General features: G+C 68.7%; 8 protein-coding genes. 2 read left to right on the top strand and 6 right to left on the bottom strand.

Annotation, left to right across the window (positions count from 1 at the left end):
• Nucleotides 1–21: 21 nt before the first annotated feature.
• Nucleotides 22–306 (bottom strand): hypothetical protein, encoded by a 285-nt coding sequence (locus tag IAG44_RS09315; protein ID WP_187746659.1) that lies wholly within the window; start codon nt 304–306, stop codon nt 22–24.
• 168 nt (nt 307–474) lie between these two features.
• A complete protein-coding gene (locus tag IAG44_RS09310) occupies nt 475–924 on the bottom strand; it encodes an ATP-binding protein (protein WP_187746658.1) in 450 nt (149 codons plus the stop codon).
• Between the two features lie 157 nt (nt 925–1,081).
• Here IAG44_RS09310 and IAG44_RS09305 point away from each other — a divergent pair, with 157 nt between their 5' ends.
• Together IAG44_RS09305 and IAG44_RS09300 are read left to right on the top strand one after the other, a co-directional pair.
• On the top strand, nt 1,082–1,966 hold the full coding sequence (locus IAG44_RS09305) for a helix-turn-helix domain-containing protein (protein WP_187746657.1): 885 nt from the start codon (nt 1,082–1,084) through the stop codon (nt 1,964–1,966).
• Complete coding sequence (locus IAG44_RS09300; RefSeq protein ID WP_187746656.1) at nt 1,963–2,154, top strand: DUF397 domain-containing protein; 192 nt, start codon at nt 1,963–1,965, stop codon at nt 2,152–2,154. Before IAG44_RS09305 ends, IAG44_RS09300 begins: the two co-directional genes overlap by 4 nt.
• Nucleotides 2,155–2,204: 50 nt before the next feature.
• Here IAG44_RS09300 and IAG44_RS09295 read toward each other — a convergent pair whose 3' ends face one another.
• The 4 genes from IAG44_RS09295 to IAG44_RS09280 form a co-directional block, all read right to left on the bottom strand.
• Entirely contained in the window at nt 2,205–3,221 is a 1,017-nt protein-coding gene (locus IAG44_RS09295) for an EcsC family protein (RefSeq protein WP_187746655.1), read from the bottom strand.
• Nucleotides 3,222–3,386: 165 nt separating this feature from the next.
• Complete coding sequence (locus tag IAG44_RS09290) at nt 3,387–7,514, bottom strand: Eco57I restriction-modification methylase domain-containing protein (protein WP_187746654.1); 4,128 nt, start codon at nt 7,512–7,514, stop codon at nt 3,387–3,389.
• Complete coding sequence (locus tag IAG44_RS09285; RefSeq protein WP_187746653.1) at nt 7,514–10,462, bottom strand: DEAD/DEAH box helicase; 2,949 nt, start codon at nt 10,460–10,462, stop codon at nt 7,514–7,516. The genes IAG44_RS09290 and IAG44_RS09285 overlap by 1 nt, the downstream gene beginning before the upstream one ends.
• Before the next feature lie 67 nt (nt 10,463–10,529).
• The gene (locus tag IAG44_RS09280; RefSeq protein WP_187746652.1) at nt 10,530–16,856 is read right to left on the bottom strand and encodes a protein kinase domain-containing protein; all 6,327 of its coding nucleotides are present in this window, start codon (nt 16,854–16,856) and stop codon (nt 10,530–10,532) included.

Below are 16,856 nucleotides of genomic sequence, written 5' to 3'. Positions count from 1 at the left end.
GAATCCTGTTCTCTGCTTCAGCTACTCGCCATTCTCGTTTTCGATTGGCTCGATGGGTTCCACGGAGCCGCGGTCACGGGCTCGATCAATGAGATCCCGGATCGCGTCGTACAGGCCGTTGGTGACAACTCCTGCCGCTACGGAGATGGCAATTTCCGCCAACTGCCCGTGATGCAGTGAACTGCTCTGTGTCTCTCGGTGTGTGACTTCGATCGTGCAATACCGGTCCAGTTCTGGGGATTCCCGGATCTCTTCCGCCAGGAGTTGCAGGTTGGCCGCTCCGCCTCGGTACATCAGCTTGATCATGAGGGGAGCATACGAGGCGTGCGGATGGCGAGTCGGCGGATCGCGAAAGCCGGTGGACGGGCGATCCGGGGCGACTCGGCCGATTTGGTGCGGCTTCGCAGTGCGGCCTCGGGTGTGACGGCTCACCGGCCGACGTACCCGCCCGTAAGTGGCTGTGCGGGCGCCCTTTCAGGCTGGACAGCTCAGTTCGGCCCGCACGGTCTTGCCGCTGGGCGGGTGAGGCAACGTCTCCCAGTGGTCGGCGATCGCGGCGACGAGGGCGAGGCCGCGTCCATTGGTGTGGAGTGCTGTCTCGGAGGAGGCGGCGGTCGCCGGATGGGGCTGCAGGTCTCTGTCGCCGCGTGCGTCGGTGATGTCGATGCGGAGGTGGCCGGCCGGGGCCTCGAACACGAGGGTCAGCCGGAAGCTACGACCGGGCAGGCGCCCGTGGAGTACGGCGTTCGCGGCGAGCTCCGCGACGACGATCTCGGCACGCTCCGTGAGGTAGTGCGGGGCGTCCCAGGACCGCAGCTGGCTCACGCTGAGCAGCCGGGCGAGGCGAGCGCCGCGCGGGGTCGACGAGAGCAGCTGCGTGAAGGTGGCGGAGGAGGTGGAGAGTTGGGGTGGGGGTTGGTTCATGGAGCCAGCGTGGCGGGAGCGTGGGGGCTGTTGCGAGCGCGGCATCCCGTACGCGGAGTCAGCGTACGGGCGCACAGGGTGGATAGTATGAGTGCGGTGCCGTCACGCTGAGTGGTGATCGTGTGCGGGCCCGAAGGGCTGGAGAGAGGGGCGGCGGATGGACATCGTCGAGGCGGAGGCGGCTGCGGGGGTTGGAGCCGCTCGGACGGGTTCGGCGGGGGAGTGGGATCGGGAGCCTCATCCGTCCGACAGTCTGCGTACGTTCGGGGCGGTCGTCCAGGCGTTGCGGGAACACGCGGGGCTGAGCCGGGAGGAGCTGGCCACGATCGTTCAGTACTCCAAACACACCGTTGAGTCGGTGGAGTTGGGGCGTCGGATGCCGGACGAGGGGTTCGTGGAGCGGGCGGAGGGGGCGACCGGCAACACGAGTGCGTTGCGGAGGGCTGCGCGTCATCTGAGCCGGGGGGAGGCGGGGCTGGCGGCGTGGTTTCGGCGGTGGGCTCGGCTGGAGCGGGAGGCGGTGAGTCTGTGTACGTATGAGTGTCGGCTGGTGCCGGGGTTGTTGCAGTCGGAGGCGTATGCGCGGGCGGTGTTCCAGGGCACGATTCCACTGCGGACGGACGAAGAGCTGGAGGCGCAGCTCGCGGCGCGGATGGATCGGCAGAAGATGATGCGGGAGCGGCCGAAGGTGCCGTTCAGCTTCATCGTTGAGGAGCATGTGTTTCGGCGGCGGTTCGGAGATGCGGAGGCAATGCGCGGGTTGTTTGACCATGTGCTGGAGCGCAGTGCGCCGCGGAATGTGACGCTTCAGTTGGTGCCGTGGGATGCCGGGTTGCATGCGTGTCTAGATGGGCCGGTACAGGTGTTGGAGACATCAGAGGGGCGGCGGCTCGGATACTCCGAGGGGCAGAAGAACGGGCGACTGATCTCCGACCCGAAAGAGGTGAGTGTGCTCTGTCACCGCTATGACACACTGCGCTCGCAGGCCCTGAACCCGAAGGAATCCCGGGACCTGCTGGAGCGACTGCGAGGAGAGCTATGAGCAGCGGTGCGACGGGACTGGCCTGGTTCAAGTCCAGCTACAGCGGCAGCGAGGGCGACAGCTGCGTGGAGATCGCGATCGCCGAACAGGCCGTCCACGTACGGGACTCCAAGGACGTGAGTCGCCCCGCCTTTGCGGTTGGCCGTGAGGGCTGGCGGTCGTTCGTGCGGTTCGTGGACCACGCCTGAGCGGAGTGGTGCACGCGTTGGTGGCGCTTTGATCAGGCGCCACCCAGCACTCACGGGGCGTCGGCCTGCGGGTCGTCGTCCTCGTCGTCGGTCGCCAGTGCGGCCGGTAGCGGCAGGCCGTACTTCTCGCACAGGAAGCGGGTCTGACAGTACCGCTGGGCGTCGGCGGCCACCCTGCCGAGGATTGCGGCATTCATGCCCGCACCGACGAGAATCCCCACGAACGGCACGACCTTGGCGACGTTCTGCACCGGCACCCTGGAGCCGGCCGGGCCGAGCTGCTGCATCAGCTTCTCCAGGGAGGCCACGAGGCGATGGTCCTGGCGGAGCTTCTGCGACCAGTTGACGCGTCCCTTGAGGGCGTGCGCTGCCCGTGCTGTGTCGCGCAAGGGCTCGGCCTTGGCCGCCTGGGCCATGAAGGACCGGCGTACAAGGCGCTGGATGAAGAGCTGCTCGTCGGGGTCCTTGGCGTCGTAGCCGTAGGAGTACGCGATCCGCGAGGCGATCGACGTGCTCACTACCTGGACGACGAGGATGTCTGCCGTCATCGCGGCAGGGATACCGGCGACGGGGACCAACGCCAGCACGCCCATGGCGCCGCCTTCGAAGGCCCCTGCGGTGCGCCACTTGAGGGTGTTGCGGGTCAGCAGCCGGTCGCAGAACTTGAGTTCCTGCTTCCGCAGTTCGGTGAAGCTTTCGAGTTCGAGACCCTGTTTGCGGGCGAGGTTCTCGACGTTCTTCGGGTCGTTGAGCTCCCTGGCCGACTCGTTGACGAGGTCAAGCAACGCAGCAGCGCCCGCGAGCGCCGGTCGCAGGGCCTTGTCGGCGACCGCGTCGCCCACGCGCCGCATGGGTTCCGAGACAGCGTCCGGGACGGCGTCCGCGACCTTTCTGGTGGCCTTTCCGGCAGCCTCGCCTGTGCGACTCAGCGCTGTGCTTGCCCAGTTCGGCAGGCCGCGGCGGTTGTTGCGGCGCTGCCAGTGGTCGTTGAGCGTGGCCCATACCTGCTCGTCGTACTTGCTCATCGCGGGTATGCCGTCGAGGAGGTGATCGGCGTCTGTGCTCATCGTGGTCTCCTGTTCGACTGTGATGGCTGGGCCCACGATGGGCTGGCCGTCGGCGCGAGGGAAGCCGCAGCGTGAAGCTGCGGTGTGTTGTACGGGTTCCAGGTGGTGGTCGGGTCCATGAGCGAGCCCGCTCCAGGACCATCTGCTCGACGGGGTGACGTGCTGTCAGGCGGGGTGCCTGGGGCCCTGGCCGGGGGGTGGAGTGAGGGTGGAGCGGTAGGTGCCGGACTCGCCCTCGGTCAGAGGGTTCTCGATGGTGAGGCCAGCGGCGGCCATGCGGTCGTACTCGGCGAGGATCAGGTTCTTGGTGCGGTACTCGCCGTGCGCCTTGATGTCGTTGTCGCGGGTGACGTTGAAGGTGTCCAGGATGTACGCCGTGTCGTCGCGGGTGATGCCGTAGAGGTGGAAGAAGAGGGCGTCCAACTCGGCGCGGATTTGGGCACGGCGTTCTTCGTTCCAACAAAAAGGAGTGCCGGTGTCGCCCAGGTCGTGGGCGAAGCTGGTCATGTCAACTGCTGTGTAGGTGAGTTCGATGAGGCGATGAGCGATCCATTCCTTGTGACTGACGAGCTGGTTGGGCGTCAGGACCGGCAGCTGCTCGACGTAGCCGTAGGTTAGGTGCGTGCCGCCGATCTTCTGGCGGACGATGTAGTCGAACACCATGGAGGAGAGAACGGCGAGAAGCAGTGGGGCTTGGTCGGCCTTGGACGGGAGCAGCAGAGGAAAGGGATGACCGAAACCGAACGCCGGTGAAGCGGAGCAGACCAAAGTGCGCTCATTCCCGCGGTGAGTGATGTCTCGCCAACCCAGAACCCAGTCATGCTGCCAGCCCTTTGCAGTCAGGCGGCTACGAACTCCTGGGGCCATGACCGGATTTCCGTCCCTATCTAGTTCGCCTGTCGGAACGTCTGATTCCGGAACCCAGTAGCGAGGAAGAGGAGCGGCGGTGGCGTCCTGGTGCTGCCTCAGGGAAAAACGAGGAAGTGTCCCTTTGTTCAGGTGCTTCTCTGTGGCGTTTTCGTACGTGGAGAAGCGGTGGTCGTAGTGATGCAACATCTTCGCCTCGTACAGCGGGAGCAGGCGCTCCTCGCCATGGGCAAGTACGTTGCCGTCGAATGTCCAGCCTGCTTTGAGGAGATCGTCGAGGGTCTCGTCGTTCTGAGCTGCGGGGCGGAACAGGTGAGAGTCGTTCGACATGTCGAACATGCGCATGAATGAGATGCCCCATGGGTTCCCGCCCGTCTCCTCCGTCTCGTCGATCAGTACCGGCATGCGTCGGTAGATCCCGAGAGTAATGTCCGCGTCGCGACGGGTGCTGAAGGTGGGACATGTTCCGGTGTTGGGATTCATCAGCAGGATGTCTTCAGCGGTGAGGAGGTAGCTGCGCTCGGGAATTTGCTGTGCCCTGCGCACCTTGAACACCATGCGAGCGGGGTCCTGAGCATCGCCGGTGCCACGCAACATGAAGAGGCAGAACCGCATCTTGTTGGTGATTCCAGGGAAGACCTTTTCCTCGTTCTCGAAGTCGTAGAGCGCGGCCAACTGGCCCTTTTCGACGATGTCCTTGAAGAAGAACTGCGTAGTCGCATCCGTAGCGATCCCCGTCGGCACAATCACGCCCGTCCGCCCCCGCGGCCCCGTCAGCGTGCGGTCCGTCTCCGTGAATACGGCGTATGTGTTGATGTCGCCTCGCCCCGTCAACGGGAACCGCGCACTGACCCGCAGAAAGTGGCTCTCCCCTTCAGCTCGCCGCTTGGCCTCCTCGAACTCGGTGTACAGACGCACCCCGTCGGGATCATCGCACAGCTCGGCGATGAGCCGCTTCCGCGCGGCGGCGTTCTTGGCCTCGGCGATACGCGGATCCCGCTGCGCGAAGAACTCCTGCTCCTGAAGCTTCACCCGCTCCCACGGCGGATTCCCCACCACTGCATCGAACCCCCCGGCCCACCCCGTCCCCGGCTGAACCCCAACCCCCGACTCCGGAACGGAGAAGACCTCCGGAAACTCCAAGTGCCAGTGAAAGAAGCTGTACTGATCCCGCAGCCGCAGAATGCACTCGTGCGTCTCATCCGGAACCGCAGACTGATCCCGCCCCCGCAACGCCCGAAACACCTGATCGGTCGGCGCCTCCGGCGCACCCTCCTGCTTGGGCCACACAAACGCCGCGCACCACGCGTCGGCGGCATGCAGGTCCTGCACATACGTGGCCGACTCGGTGTAAGCCTGGTACGCAGACTCCTGGGCCCGAACCTGCTCCAGAAGATCGGCGGGCGCGGCAACGATACGGGCGAGCTCGGCGGCGTAACGCTCGTTCCCCGGCAGCGCATCCGTATCGAACAGCAGCTCGTCCTGCCCGCCCCGCTGAGCCTTGTTCCGCTTGACGAGCCCGGCCGCGTACTTCCGATCGTCCCCCTCGATCGGCTTGAACGCGTCATCCGGAACACCATCCGCCAACAACTTCGGCGTCGCGCCGATCAAGCCGTTCCCCTGCTTCACATGGGCGTCCAGGAACCCGAGCGGCTTGCCCGGCTCCATCGCCTCGATCCACAGGGACACCTTTGCCAGCTCCACGGCCATCGGGTTCAGGTCGACACCGTAGATGCACCGCGCCACGACCTCATGCAACGCATGCCGCATCGCATCAACCGTCGGCTCAGGGTTCCGCTCCCGCACCGACGCCACCCGCTTGGCGATACGCCGAGCCGAAGCGACAAGGAAGTGCCCGGACCCACAAGCAGGGTCACACACCGTCAGTGAAAGCAACTCGGCCACGATGTCATCGGCCGGATCGGGACGCCCAGCCTCAGCAGCCCGCTTCCCGCCCCGCTTGACCGCATCGTCTATCACCGGGTCCAGCGTCGTATCCAGCAGGCACTCGATCAGCGACGACGGCGTGTAGTAACTCCCCGTCGTCTTACGGCTGTTCCCCGCCACCTCGATCAACTCGAACGACCGATCCGTCGCCGAGTGCTTCGGCTCCAGCTCCAGCAGGGACTCGTACACCGAGCCCAACTCCTCGGCGTCCAGATGCCGATAGTCAACGGCCCGCCACCGCCGCGCACCCGGGTCACGGACCTGAGCGAGGTGCCGTACAGCCGCGAGCAGCGACTCGTTGGAAAGCCTCAGCCCCTCCAGCGGCGCATCGGCCTCCTTGTGGGAGAACAGCCCGCCAAGCCCAGGCAGCCCCAGCTCCGGCCGGCCCCCCTCCGTCCCCAGCGCGTCAAGAACGATCCGCAGCGCCTCGTACTGATCACCATGAGCCGTCCCCTGACGCCGCCGCGCCCGCTCCCGCAACCGCGCCGAAGAGAAGTACCGCTCGTACGCCTCCCGCTGCCGCTCGCCGGCGTCCGGGTCGAGCAGGGCCCCACGGTCCTCCGCGACGAACACGAACAGCAGCCGGTACACCAGCCGCAGCAACGCATCCCGAAGCGCCTTCGGGTCGGTGTCCTCCCGCAGCCGGGCGTTGTCCGGATGCCGCAAGAATCCGGTACCCAGCACCGTCAGCGCGTTCTGCACCCCCAGCCGCAGCTGATCCAGAGCCCGCGCCCCCGAAGTGACTGCCTCCGTGCGCCATTTCTCCAGCCAGCACCCCGAAGCCGCCTCCCCCTCCGGCACCGCGAACCGGGATGCGTGCAGGAGGCTGTACAGCAGCACGAACTCGCTGAAGAGCTCACCGTCGAACAGGGCCTCCAGGTCGAACTCGACGTAGGCGGCCGTGGAGAAGGACGACGAGTCGCGCAGCAGACGCAGACGCCGGCCATTGGTGAGGACCGCCCACAGGTGGGCCTCCGTACGGTTCAGGCAGTCCTGAAGCATCGACTGCGCCGGAACCTGCCCCGCCGCCGGGCGCTTGTCCAGCTCCTGGTTCCACGGGATCAGGTGGACGAGCGCCGGACCATGCCGGTGCGACACCGGGAACCGCTTCTCCGGGTCCGAGTCGGCCGGGATACCCGCCGCGTCGACCTCCGTCAGCGCACCGAAGTCCAGCTTCCGGAAGAGCTGGGCCAGCCAGTCGATACCGGCTCGGCCCGTCGGGTCGGCGGCGGGGGCCCCGGTGTTCGGGTCCGAGGGCAGGGCCTTGCGCAGGTCACGCCAGAGCGGCTTGAGGTACTCCCAGGCGCGCTCGGCCTCGTCGCGGACGGGAACGGAGGTGGGCAGGCCGTAGTCGGCGGACTTGGTGCCCGGCAGGTTCCGCGCCTCGGCGATGCGCAGCAGCATGTCGGCGGGGAGCAGCCCGCCGACCGTGGTGACGGCGGTGAAGGCCAGGGCGGTGCGGGTGGCGGTGACGGGCATCAGGCTTCGGCTCCGGACACAGTAGAAGCGGGCTGCTGCGGCAGGTAGACGTACACACCGAGCACGTCGGCGGGCTCCTGCGGGACGACCTTCAGACCGCGGACGATCTCCTCGTTGGCCTTCCGCACGCGGCGGTGCGAGGCGGCGAGTTCGGCGGCCAGGCTCGTGCCGTACTCCGTGAGATGCCCGGCTAGATCCGGCAGACCGTCCAGCGCACGGCCGATCTGGTTGCGGGCGAGCTGCTCATGGGTGTTGGCACTGGCCCGCGCGGCCAACAGCGCGCCGGCCGCCCCGTCGTCCAGCCAGCGGGCACGCGACGGCATGCCCTCGTACGCGAGCAACCGGGCGTCCTCCGCGACCAGTTGCCGCTCGCCGGTACGGGACGGCAGCGTGAGGTGGAAGCGGTAGCGGACGAGCAGGAGCGTTGTGCGGATCGTCACCGCGTCCGTCGTCACCACACCGCAGCGGCGTGCCGGGCGCGGGCCGGGGGTGTTCGCGTCGAGCACCGAGTCGAGGACGTACGAGGCGATCGCGCCGATCGCCGGGTCGGTGCGGACCAGCGCGGCCTCGCCCCGGCCGATCGCCGGTGTCGTACGGAACGGGATCTCCCGGTCCTCCTCGATCAGCCGGCCCCCGAGGGTCGCTGCGAGTGCGTCCCGCAGACCGGCCGGAGTGCCACCGGCCTGGGCTGTGAAGTCGCCGCTGCCGTCGCGCGGGTCGCGGACCAGCGCGTCCAGGTCGCGCAGTGCCTCCAGGGCGAAGTCGCGCACCTCGTCAGCGTCGCCGAGCGCGGCCCGTACAGCGGCGACCTCGCGGGCCACCTCCTCCGGGTGGATGCTGCGCTGGGCGTACTTGGACTGGGAGGTCTTCTCCCGCTCGGCGGCCGAGGACCACTCGCGCTCGATGCGGTCGAAGGACTCCTGGTGGCTTTCGAGCTCGAACAGGCTCTCCTGGCTGCCCTGACGGCCGTGCAGCAGCAGCCACTCGACCACGGCGTCCGTCACTCCGGAAGCCGTCTCGTCGGGGACGGAGACCGAGATGCCCAGGTCCTTCTTGATCTGCCGGTGCTTGGCGAACAGCACCTCCAGGACCTTGCCGTCGATGCCGTTGTCCTCGCCGAACATGGTGATGACCCGGACCTGGTCGCGCTTTTGGCCGTACCGGTCGACGCGGCCCTCGCGCTGGTCGTGGCGGGTCGGGTTCCAGGCCAGGTCGTAGTGGACGACGGCGTCGAAGTGGTGCTGGAGGTTGACACCCTCGGAGAGGCAGTCGGTGGCGATCAGTACGCGGCGGACGGCCGGGTCGCCGGCCTCCTCGGCGGATTCGGCGGCGAGCTGCTCGATGCGCTCCAGACGCTGCTGCGGGGAGAGGGTGCCGGTCACCGCGGCGATCTTCGTCTTCTTGCCGAGCTTGCCGTCGAGTTGGGCGGCAAGGTATTCGGCGGTCGGGATGTAACGGCAGAAGACGATGGGGTGGTAGCCCTCGGCGATCAGGCTCTTCAGGTGCTTGGTGAGCGCCTTGAGCTTCGCGTCCTCCGCCGGGCCGACCAACTCCGCTGCTCGCTGTGAGAGTTCGAGCAGCCTTGCACCCGCCTCCTCCGACTCGGCGGCGCCCGGCGCGACGTCCATGCCCTCCAAGCGGTCGTTCTCGGCGGAGTCAGCGGCCACCGGGGCGCCCAGCACGTCCGCCTCCTGCGCGGTGCGGGCGGCGGCGGACTCCGAGCGGGTCTTCAAGGTCTGGGCGGCGGCGGCCGGGGAGGAGACCATCGAGCGCAGCAGTGCGATCACCGACCACCAGGCGACCCGGGCCTCCCGCTTGCCCTGCTCACCGGCGGCCTGGACGCGGTCCCTGGCGTAGGCGATGGCGTCGTCGAGCAGCGCCCGGTAGGCAGGGCTGAGCTTGTACGGTTCGTCCTTCGTCCACCGGTCGGACGGGAACGCGGTGCGCTCGGCCAGGGAGTCGTCGCTGAGGCCGTCCTCCTTGGTGAGGTAGGTGCGGACGTCGGCGCGCTTGCGGGCCACGAAGTACTCGGCGAGTTTCGCCCGCCCCGCCGATGTCTCCAGGTTCAGCGTCGCGAGCTCCGGCCGCACCAGGCCGAGTAGGTTGCGGAACGCGGACTCCTTGCCGGAGTGCGGGGTCGCGGTCAGCAGCAGCAGGTGGCGGTCGACATCGGCGGAGATCCGGCGCAGCAGCTCGTAGCGGAGCTGGTTGGAGGAGGGCGAGGCGTTGCCCTGCCCGGCGTCGTCGGCTGCCACGCAACTGTGGGCCTCATCGACGATCACCAGGTCGGGGCAGTTCCGTACGAAGTCCTCGCGGTGCCGGGTCGACTTGATGAAGTCCGTCGAGATGATCGTGTACGAGTGCTTGTCGAACAGGGACTGGCCCAGTTCCAGACCGCGTTCGAGCCGCGTCACCGTGGAGGCCAGGACCAGCTCGGCTTCGATGCCGAACTTCTCCCGCAGCTCGCCCTGCCACTGCTCGGCCAGCGCGGGGGAACACAGCACCGCCAGCCGGGTCGCCTCGCCCTGTGCGAGCAACTCCTTGGCGATCAGGCCGGCTTCGACCGTCTTGCCGATGCCGACGTCGTCCGAGATCAGCAGCCGTACCGTGCGCTGTCGCAGCGCCATCAGCAGCGGAACCAGCTGGTAGGCCCTGGGCTCCACCGCGATCGACGCCAGTGAGCGGAAGGGGCCCGCACCCGACCGGAACCCGATGCGCAGCGCCGTGCGCAGCAGACCGGCGGCCCGCTGGTCGCCCAGGTCGGTCGGGCTCGGCGCCGCGAACTCGGCCGGCCGTACGTCCTCGAAGGCGGGGAAGACGGCCGCGATGTCGTCCTCGCTCCCGCCCAGCGGGCGTAGCACCAGCATGTCGGAGGCGCTCTCGGGCAGCACCACCCATTCCCGGCCCCGGGCGGCGACCAGGGAGCCGGCTGTGTACGTGAGGCTCATGAGATGTCTCGGTTCCTAAAGTCGTAAAGGTCGGGAGCCGCTGAGACGGACAACGGAGGCGGTGCGATCAACGGAGGTGGAAATAGAGGGCGTTGGCGTCCGCGATGGTGTCCCAGTCGGCGTCCGTCGGGAATCGCACGACGTCCCAGCCGGCGTCCTCCAGGCGATACCCGGCCTCGATGTCGCGGGTGGAGTCGGGGGTGTGGCCCGGGAGGTCGACGAACACGGCGAGGTTGGCGCCGTCCAGCCGGAAGACGAGGTCCGGGCAGGCCCCGGCCTCCGGGACGAGGGCGCTCATCTCGTCCGGCAGCCGGTAGCCCTTCGCCCTCAGCCAGCCGAGCAGATCGCCCTGCGTGACCAGGGCCGCCAGATCCGCCTCCACCGGGGTCGGCGAGGTGCTCGCGGGAGCCAGCCTGCGGAACAGTTCACTGCGGGACTCGCCGCGGTCCTCCCGTTCGGTGCGGGCCTCGGCCAGCCGGACCAGCAGCGGACGGGCGGCGTGCCGGCTCAGTTGGCGGTGGTGCGTCTGGTTGGCGTAGGTCAGCAGGCAGGCGTAGCAGCCGCGTGCGCATTCTTCGCCGTCCTGAGGGCCGCCCTCGTCCTCACCGGTTTCCGAGTCGAAGTGGCAGATCTCCAGGGCGGTCTTCGCGGCCTTGGCCAGGGCGTCCTTCTCGTACTGGATCCGGCGCAGTACACCGGCGCCGCCCTCGGCGGCCTCTGTGAACAGCATGCGGCGCCGTGGACCGTCGTCCGGCGGGAGCAGTTCCGCGGTCAGCTCGGAGTCCTCCAGCTCGAACGCCGCCTCGATGCCCCGCTCCAGCGCGTACAGGAACGACCACGCCACCGGCTCGGGCAGTGGCTCCTCCAGGGTGAGCACGAGAATGTTGCGGCGGTCCTCCACGAAGGGCAGGACCCGCTTCTTGCGGCGCTTCTCGTTGCCGTCCTCGTCGACCACCGGCATACCGGTGCCCTCGATGGCGTCGGCGGCGGCCCGGTCGTTGAGCCAGCGGCCGTCGCCGAGGTCCAGCCAGTAGCCGTCCGGCTCACCCTCCTTGTCGCGGACTCGGCCGAGGTTGGTGATGCGCACGGTCGCCGAGTCGCCGTAGTCCAGGTCGAGGACGGGCACCCCGTCGCCGTCGGCGACATGCGAGGTGAGGCGTCCCTTGCGGGCGCCGTGGTCCTGGAAGGCGTACGAGGTCTCCAGCCGGAAACCGGCCCGGCGGCGCTCCTCCTCGTCGGAGGAGATCCGCTCGCGCGGCGTGGTGTACACGGTGTGCAGGTGGAGCAGGCCGGTGCGCTTGCCGCGCAGCTCCTCCTTGCACATGTCGCACTGGTCGAGGCCGGGCTTGACGGCGTAGTGGTAGCCGCAGCCGTCGCAGCGCCGGGCCTCCGCCGTCGCCAACTCGCCCGAGGCGTCCGGCGGCAGTTGGACTCGGGTGACCTGGTAGCGGGCGCCCTCGTGGTAGATGAGCGCACCGGGGCCGAACTCGCGGATCGCGAGGAACCGGGGGCGCTGCAGGTAGTCGCCGTCGGCGTTGCGGCGGTTGCCGGAGCGCGGGATGTACGCGGCCAGCGGCAGCCGCGGGAAGCTGTAGCCGGGCAGGAAGCCCTCGGACGCCAGATAGCGGTACGGGTTGAAGTCGCTCATCACCGACTTGCTGTCGGTGGAGCGGTTCAGCAGCAGGTTCGTCTGGGTCTCGGCCTCCCGGCGACGGCTGCGCGCCCGGCTCTGCTCGCCCTGTGTGAGGGTGTGGTCGACGACCCGCTTGTTCTGCTCGTACTGGTCGATGACGGCGGCCCGGAACAGCTGGCGCCACCGGTCGAAGGCCGCGTCGAACTCCTGCGGGGCCCGCTCGATCCGGTCCTCGATCCACTCGTCGTACCACCAGGTGGTCGATTCGAAGTCCGGGATCAGCGGGGCGAGGACGGTACGGGCGATGGCGGTCGCGCGTCTGCGGGCGTCCTCGTCCAGGGACCGGTTGAGGATGTCGGAGCGGAGCGGAAGCTGCATCTGTGGATCGGGGCGGTCGTCCCCGTCCGGGTCGTAGGCGACATCGACGACCTCCGGAATCGCGATGCCCAGCTGCATCTCCGTCTCCGCCAGCCAGATGCCTTGCAGATGCGAGCGGACCAGATCCTCGTTGGCCAGGTCGAGGCGCGGTGGGGCCACCTGACCCGACACCATGTCCTGGGAGCGCCGGAAGTAGTACTGATCGTGGCTGTTGCCCGTCGCGCAGTACGTGGTCACCAGCGCGGGCTGACCGGAACGGCCCGCGCGACCCGAGCGCTGCGCGTAGTTCGCCGGGGTCGGTGGCACATTGCGCATCAGCACGGCGTTGAGCGAGGAGATGTCCACGCCCAGCTCCATCGTCGGCGAGCAGTACAGGAGAGGCAGTTCGGCCTTGCGGAACTGCTCCTCGCGCTCCAGCCGGTCCTCCGGGAGGACTTGGGCGGTGTGCTCGCGTGCGTACAGACCGGCCAGTTCGGCGGCCGCGGTGCGGTACAGGTCGCGGAAGAACGGGTTGACGCGTGGGCCCTCGCCACTGCTGTAGGTGCGCGCGAGCGGGTCGACCGCGCCGCGTTCGCCGTTCCCGGCCCGCCAGATCAGCGCCGCGGCCGACACCCGGTAACCGGTGCGCTTCTGCGCCGCGCGGCGCCGGTAGGCCGGGCCGGAGAACTCGGGGGTCGCGTCCACCTCGCGCACCAGGTCGGCGTCGACCAGTACCTTCAACAGGTCCTCGATGACGCTCTGGACGTCGTCCAGGGTCACGGACTGCTCGCGCAGCTCGGGCATGTTCCGCCGCAGGTACTTGCCGAACTTGCCGCGGGCCGACAGGAACAGCGCGGAGCGTTCCATACCCGGCCGCGAGCCGTACGGGTAGGCGGTTCCGACAATCGGGCGGTCGCTCTCGCTCAGCACCCACGCTCCGGTCAGCCGCTCCTCGCTCGCCCGCTGCAGGGTGTCGAAGTCGTCGCGGAAGTACTGGACGTCGATGGCCAGCGCCCGCCGCATGAAATCGAGCAGAGTACGGGCGATCTCCTCGCGCAGCGCCGGATCGGCGTGCCGCAGCACGGCATGCGCGGACTGCCAGCGCTCGTCGTTGGCGGCGAGCCAGCCCAGGTCCTCGTAGTCGATCCTGAGCAGCCCTGTCTGCTCCAGGTTCGGCATCGTGATACGCCAGCCGCGCTCCAGGTCGCGATAGAGGCGGTACCCGACGACGTCCCGGAAGGCCTTCACGGCCCGGCGCTCCATGGCCGGGGTCAGGTTCGCGACGTCCGTGAACTCGGCGGGCGTCAGACCCATCACCTCGGTGACGGCCTCGGCGAGATTGTCGTGGCTGAGGCCCTCCTCACCGGCTCGCACCGCGGCCTGGTACAGGGCGCCCCGCAACTGGGTCACCTGGGCGAAGTCGTTGAAGTGCCCGGCCTGCAGCGAGGCGTCCTGCCGGTTGTCCACGAAGGTCAGGAGCTTGCGCGCCTCCTTGCCCAGGCTCTCCTCCGGCACCGCCCGCAGCGACTTCACGATCGACGCGGAGATCAGCGAGGTCGCCGAGGAACGTCCCTCCTGGTCCAGGGCGGCCAGTTTGGCGAAGTCCCGGCCGCGGGTCTGCTCGTAGGACACCTGGCAGTGCACACAGAACAGGAACGGCGCCGGGACGAACGCCGCCGCCAGTCCCTCACCCGACTCGTGGCCGTGGGCGTCCACGACGACCCGCTTGGGCACCCGGGGCCGGTAGGACTTCTTGACGACCGTCACACCCTGCGCGTCCGACTCCAGCCAGGACTCCGGCAGCCGTCGGTCGTCCACGGCCTTCTGTGGATCGGCCGGCCATTCGTAGTCCTCGCCGGGCATGCCCAGGTACAGGTAGCCCTCGCCCGCGCGGCCGCCCGAAGCGGAGGTGTCGCGGCGCGGCTCGTAACGGAACGCGCCGTCCTCCTCCGTCCGCCAGACGGTCAGGTACTCCTGGCCGCATTCACGGCAGAACGCCAGCGGGAACAACGGCTTGCCGTCGCTGTTCGGCTGCTCCAGTTGGTAGGTCCGGGTCAGCGGCCGGGTCAGCGGATCCTCGAGCGTGGTGAAGACGGTGTCGCCCTTGGAGAGGAACTGGTGGAGCCGGAACGCGAACAGCGGCCGCCCAGTCACCGGATGCTTGGCCTGCGCGCCCGCCTCCAGGGTCGTCCGGATCGCCTCCCGCACGGTCTCCTCGGGCACCCCGGAGGCCACGGCCAGCTCGGCTGCCGCCTCCTCGACGGTGCCCGGGGCGCAGCGCCGCAGCCGTTCCGTCCCTTCCTCGCGCTCCAGACCGAACCGGGACTCCACCCAGCGGGCCAGTGGGTCCTTCGTCAGAGCGGCGTACGAGCGGGGCGCAGCCGGCACCCGAAGCCGCTCGGCGGGCAGGCTCTCGGAGGCCTCCTCGGTCGCCCGGACCAGGGTCTCGCCGATGACCCGCTTCGGCAGCACCGTCGTGCCGAACAGCCGGCCGGCGACCCTCGCCACCTCACGTTGCTGGTCCTCCCAGGAGCCCTCGGTGGACATGGTCGCCGAGGTGCCGATGCACTGCAGGGTCGCGGACGCACGGCAGGCCTCACGCACCCGGCGGATCAGGAACGCCACGTCCGCGCCCTGCCGGCCGCGGTAGGTGTGCAGCTCGTCGAAGACGAGGAACTGCAGCCCCTCGGCCATGCGGATCAGGCTGGAGCGGTCGTCCGGCCGGGTCAGCATCAGCTCCAGCATCACGTAGTTGGTCAGCAGGATGTCCGGAGGGTTCTTGCGCAGTTCCCGACGGTCCTCCTTGGACTCCTGACCGGTGTAGCGGGCGAACGTGACCGGCTCCCGGCCCTTTCCGAAGCCGTGGCGCAGGTACTTCTCCAACTCGCCCAACTGCGAGTTGGCCAGTGCGTTCATCGGGTAGACGACGATCGCACGCACCCGGCCACCCGCATCGGGGCCGGCAGCCTGACGTTCCTTCAGTACACGGTCCACGATCGGGACGATGTACGACAACGACTTGCCGGAACCGGTGCCGGTGGTGAGTACGTAGGAGTCGCCCGCCTGTGCGGCCTCGATCGCCTGCCGTTGATGAAGGTGGAAGGTCAGCGGACGCCCGTCGGGGCGCAGCGAGCTCTCCTTCTTGTCGGCCTGGAAGATCTCCGCGCATCTCGGGTGGAGCACGCCGTCCCGCACGAGATCGGTGACCTGACCGCCGTCCGCGAAGAACGGGTTCAGCGACAACCAGGGGTCGGGCCACTGGGACTTCGCCGCCAGATCGTCCTCGACGAAGCCGGAGATGCGGGCGTCCCGGATCACCGTCGCGCTCTTGGTGAAGCTCTCGTACTCGCTGATCAGATCGGAGTGGATACCGAAGACGTCCATCGCCTCAGGCAGACGAGGCTCTCTGCGCGGCACGGGCGTGGGCGCGGCCGGGGTGGGCTGGGGGAGGAGGGCGCGCAGTCGCGCCACCGGGTCCATGACCTGCCAGTGCGGAGCCAGCAGGGCGGCCGTGTCGTCCGGTGCGAAGGCGAGCGGGACCAGCGCCTCACGGACCAAGGCGGCGTTGTCGGGCCGGAGTTCGGCATCCTTCTCCAAGAGGCGGTCCACCAGCCGGACCAGCTCGGCGGGCAGATCCGGGCGCACCAGGGTCAGCTGCGGCGGCCGCTCGTGCTGATGCTGTTCGGAGAGTTCGTAGGGGGTTCTCGCGGAGAACGGCGGCCGCCCTATCAGCAGTTCGTACAGGATGCAGCCGAGCGCGTAGAGATCGGCCGACGCGGAGACCCGCTCGGCACGGAACTGCTCGGGCGCCATGTAGCGAGCCGTGCCGACGCTGACTCCCGTACTGGTCAGCCGCGTCTGGTCAGGATCGTCGACGACCGAACCCATACCGAAGTCGAGGACCTTGACGGTGCCGTCGCGGGTCAGCATCGCATTGGCCGGCTTCAGATCGCGGTGGACGACCCCTGCGGTGTGCGCGGCGGCCAGACCGGCGGCGAGCTGCGCCCCGAGGGCGGCGACCCAGGAGACCGGCAGCTGTGGTTCTTCGTCGATGAGGTCGGCGAGCGGATGGCCGTCCAGCAGCTCCATGGTCAGATAGGGCAGTCCGCTGCCGCCCGGCGCCTCGTCCACGCCGCCGTCGATCAGCAGGGTGAGGTTCGGGTGCCCCTGGGAGAGCATGCGCATGATCCGCACTTCACGGCGGAAGCGGTCGATCTCCTTGCCGGACCCCGATGCGTCGACGGCGATCCCGGTCCGGCTCCGCAGCACGGTCTTCACGGCGACCTGCCGGTGCGGGGAGTCCGGGGCGGCCTGAAGGTCTTCGGCACGGTGTACCTCGCCCATGTTCCCGCGGCCCAGGATCCCCGTGATCCGGAACCGTCCGGCGACCGTCTCCTGGCCCAC

The organism is Streptomyces roseirectus (assembly GCF_014489635.1).
Taxonomy (GTDB): Bacteria; Actinomycetota; Actinomycetes; order Streptomycetales; family Streptomycetaceae; genus Streptomyces; species Streptomyces roseirectus.
The sequence above is the reverse complement of the archived record's forward strand: the minus strand, read 5'-3'. Positions and strand labels throughout refer to the sequence as shown.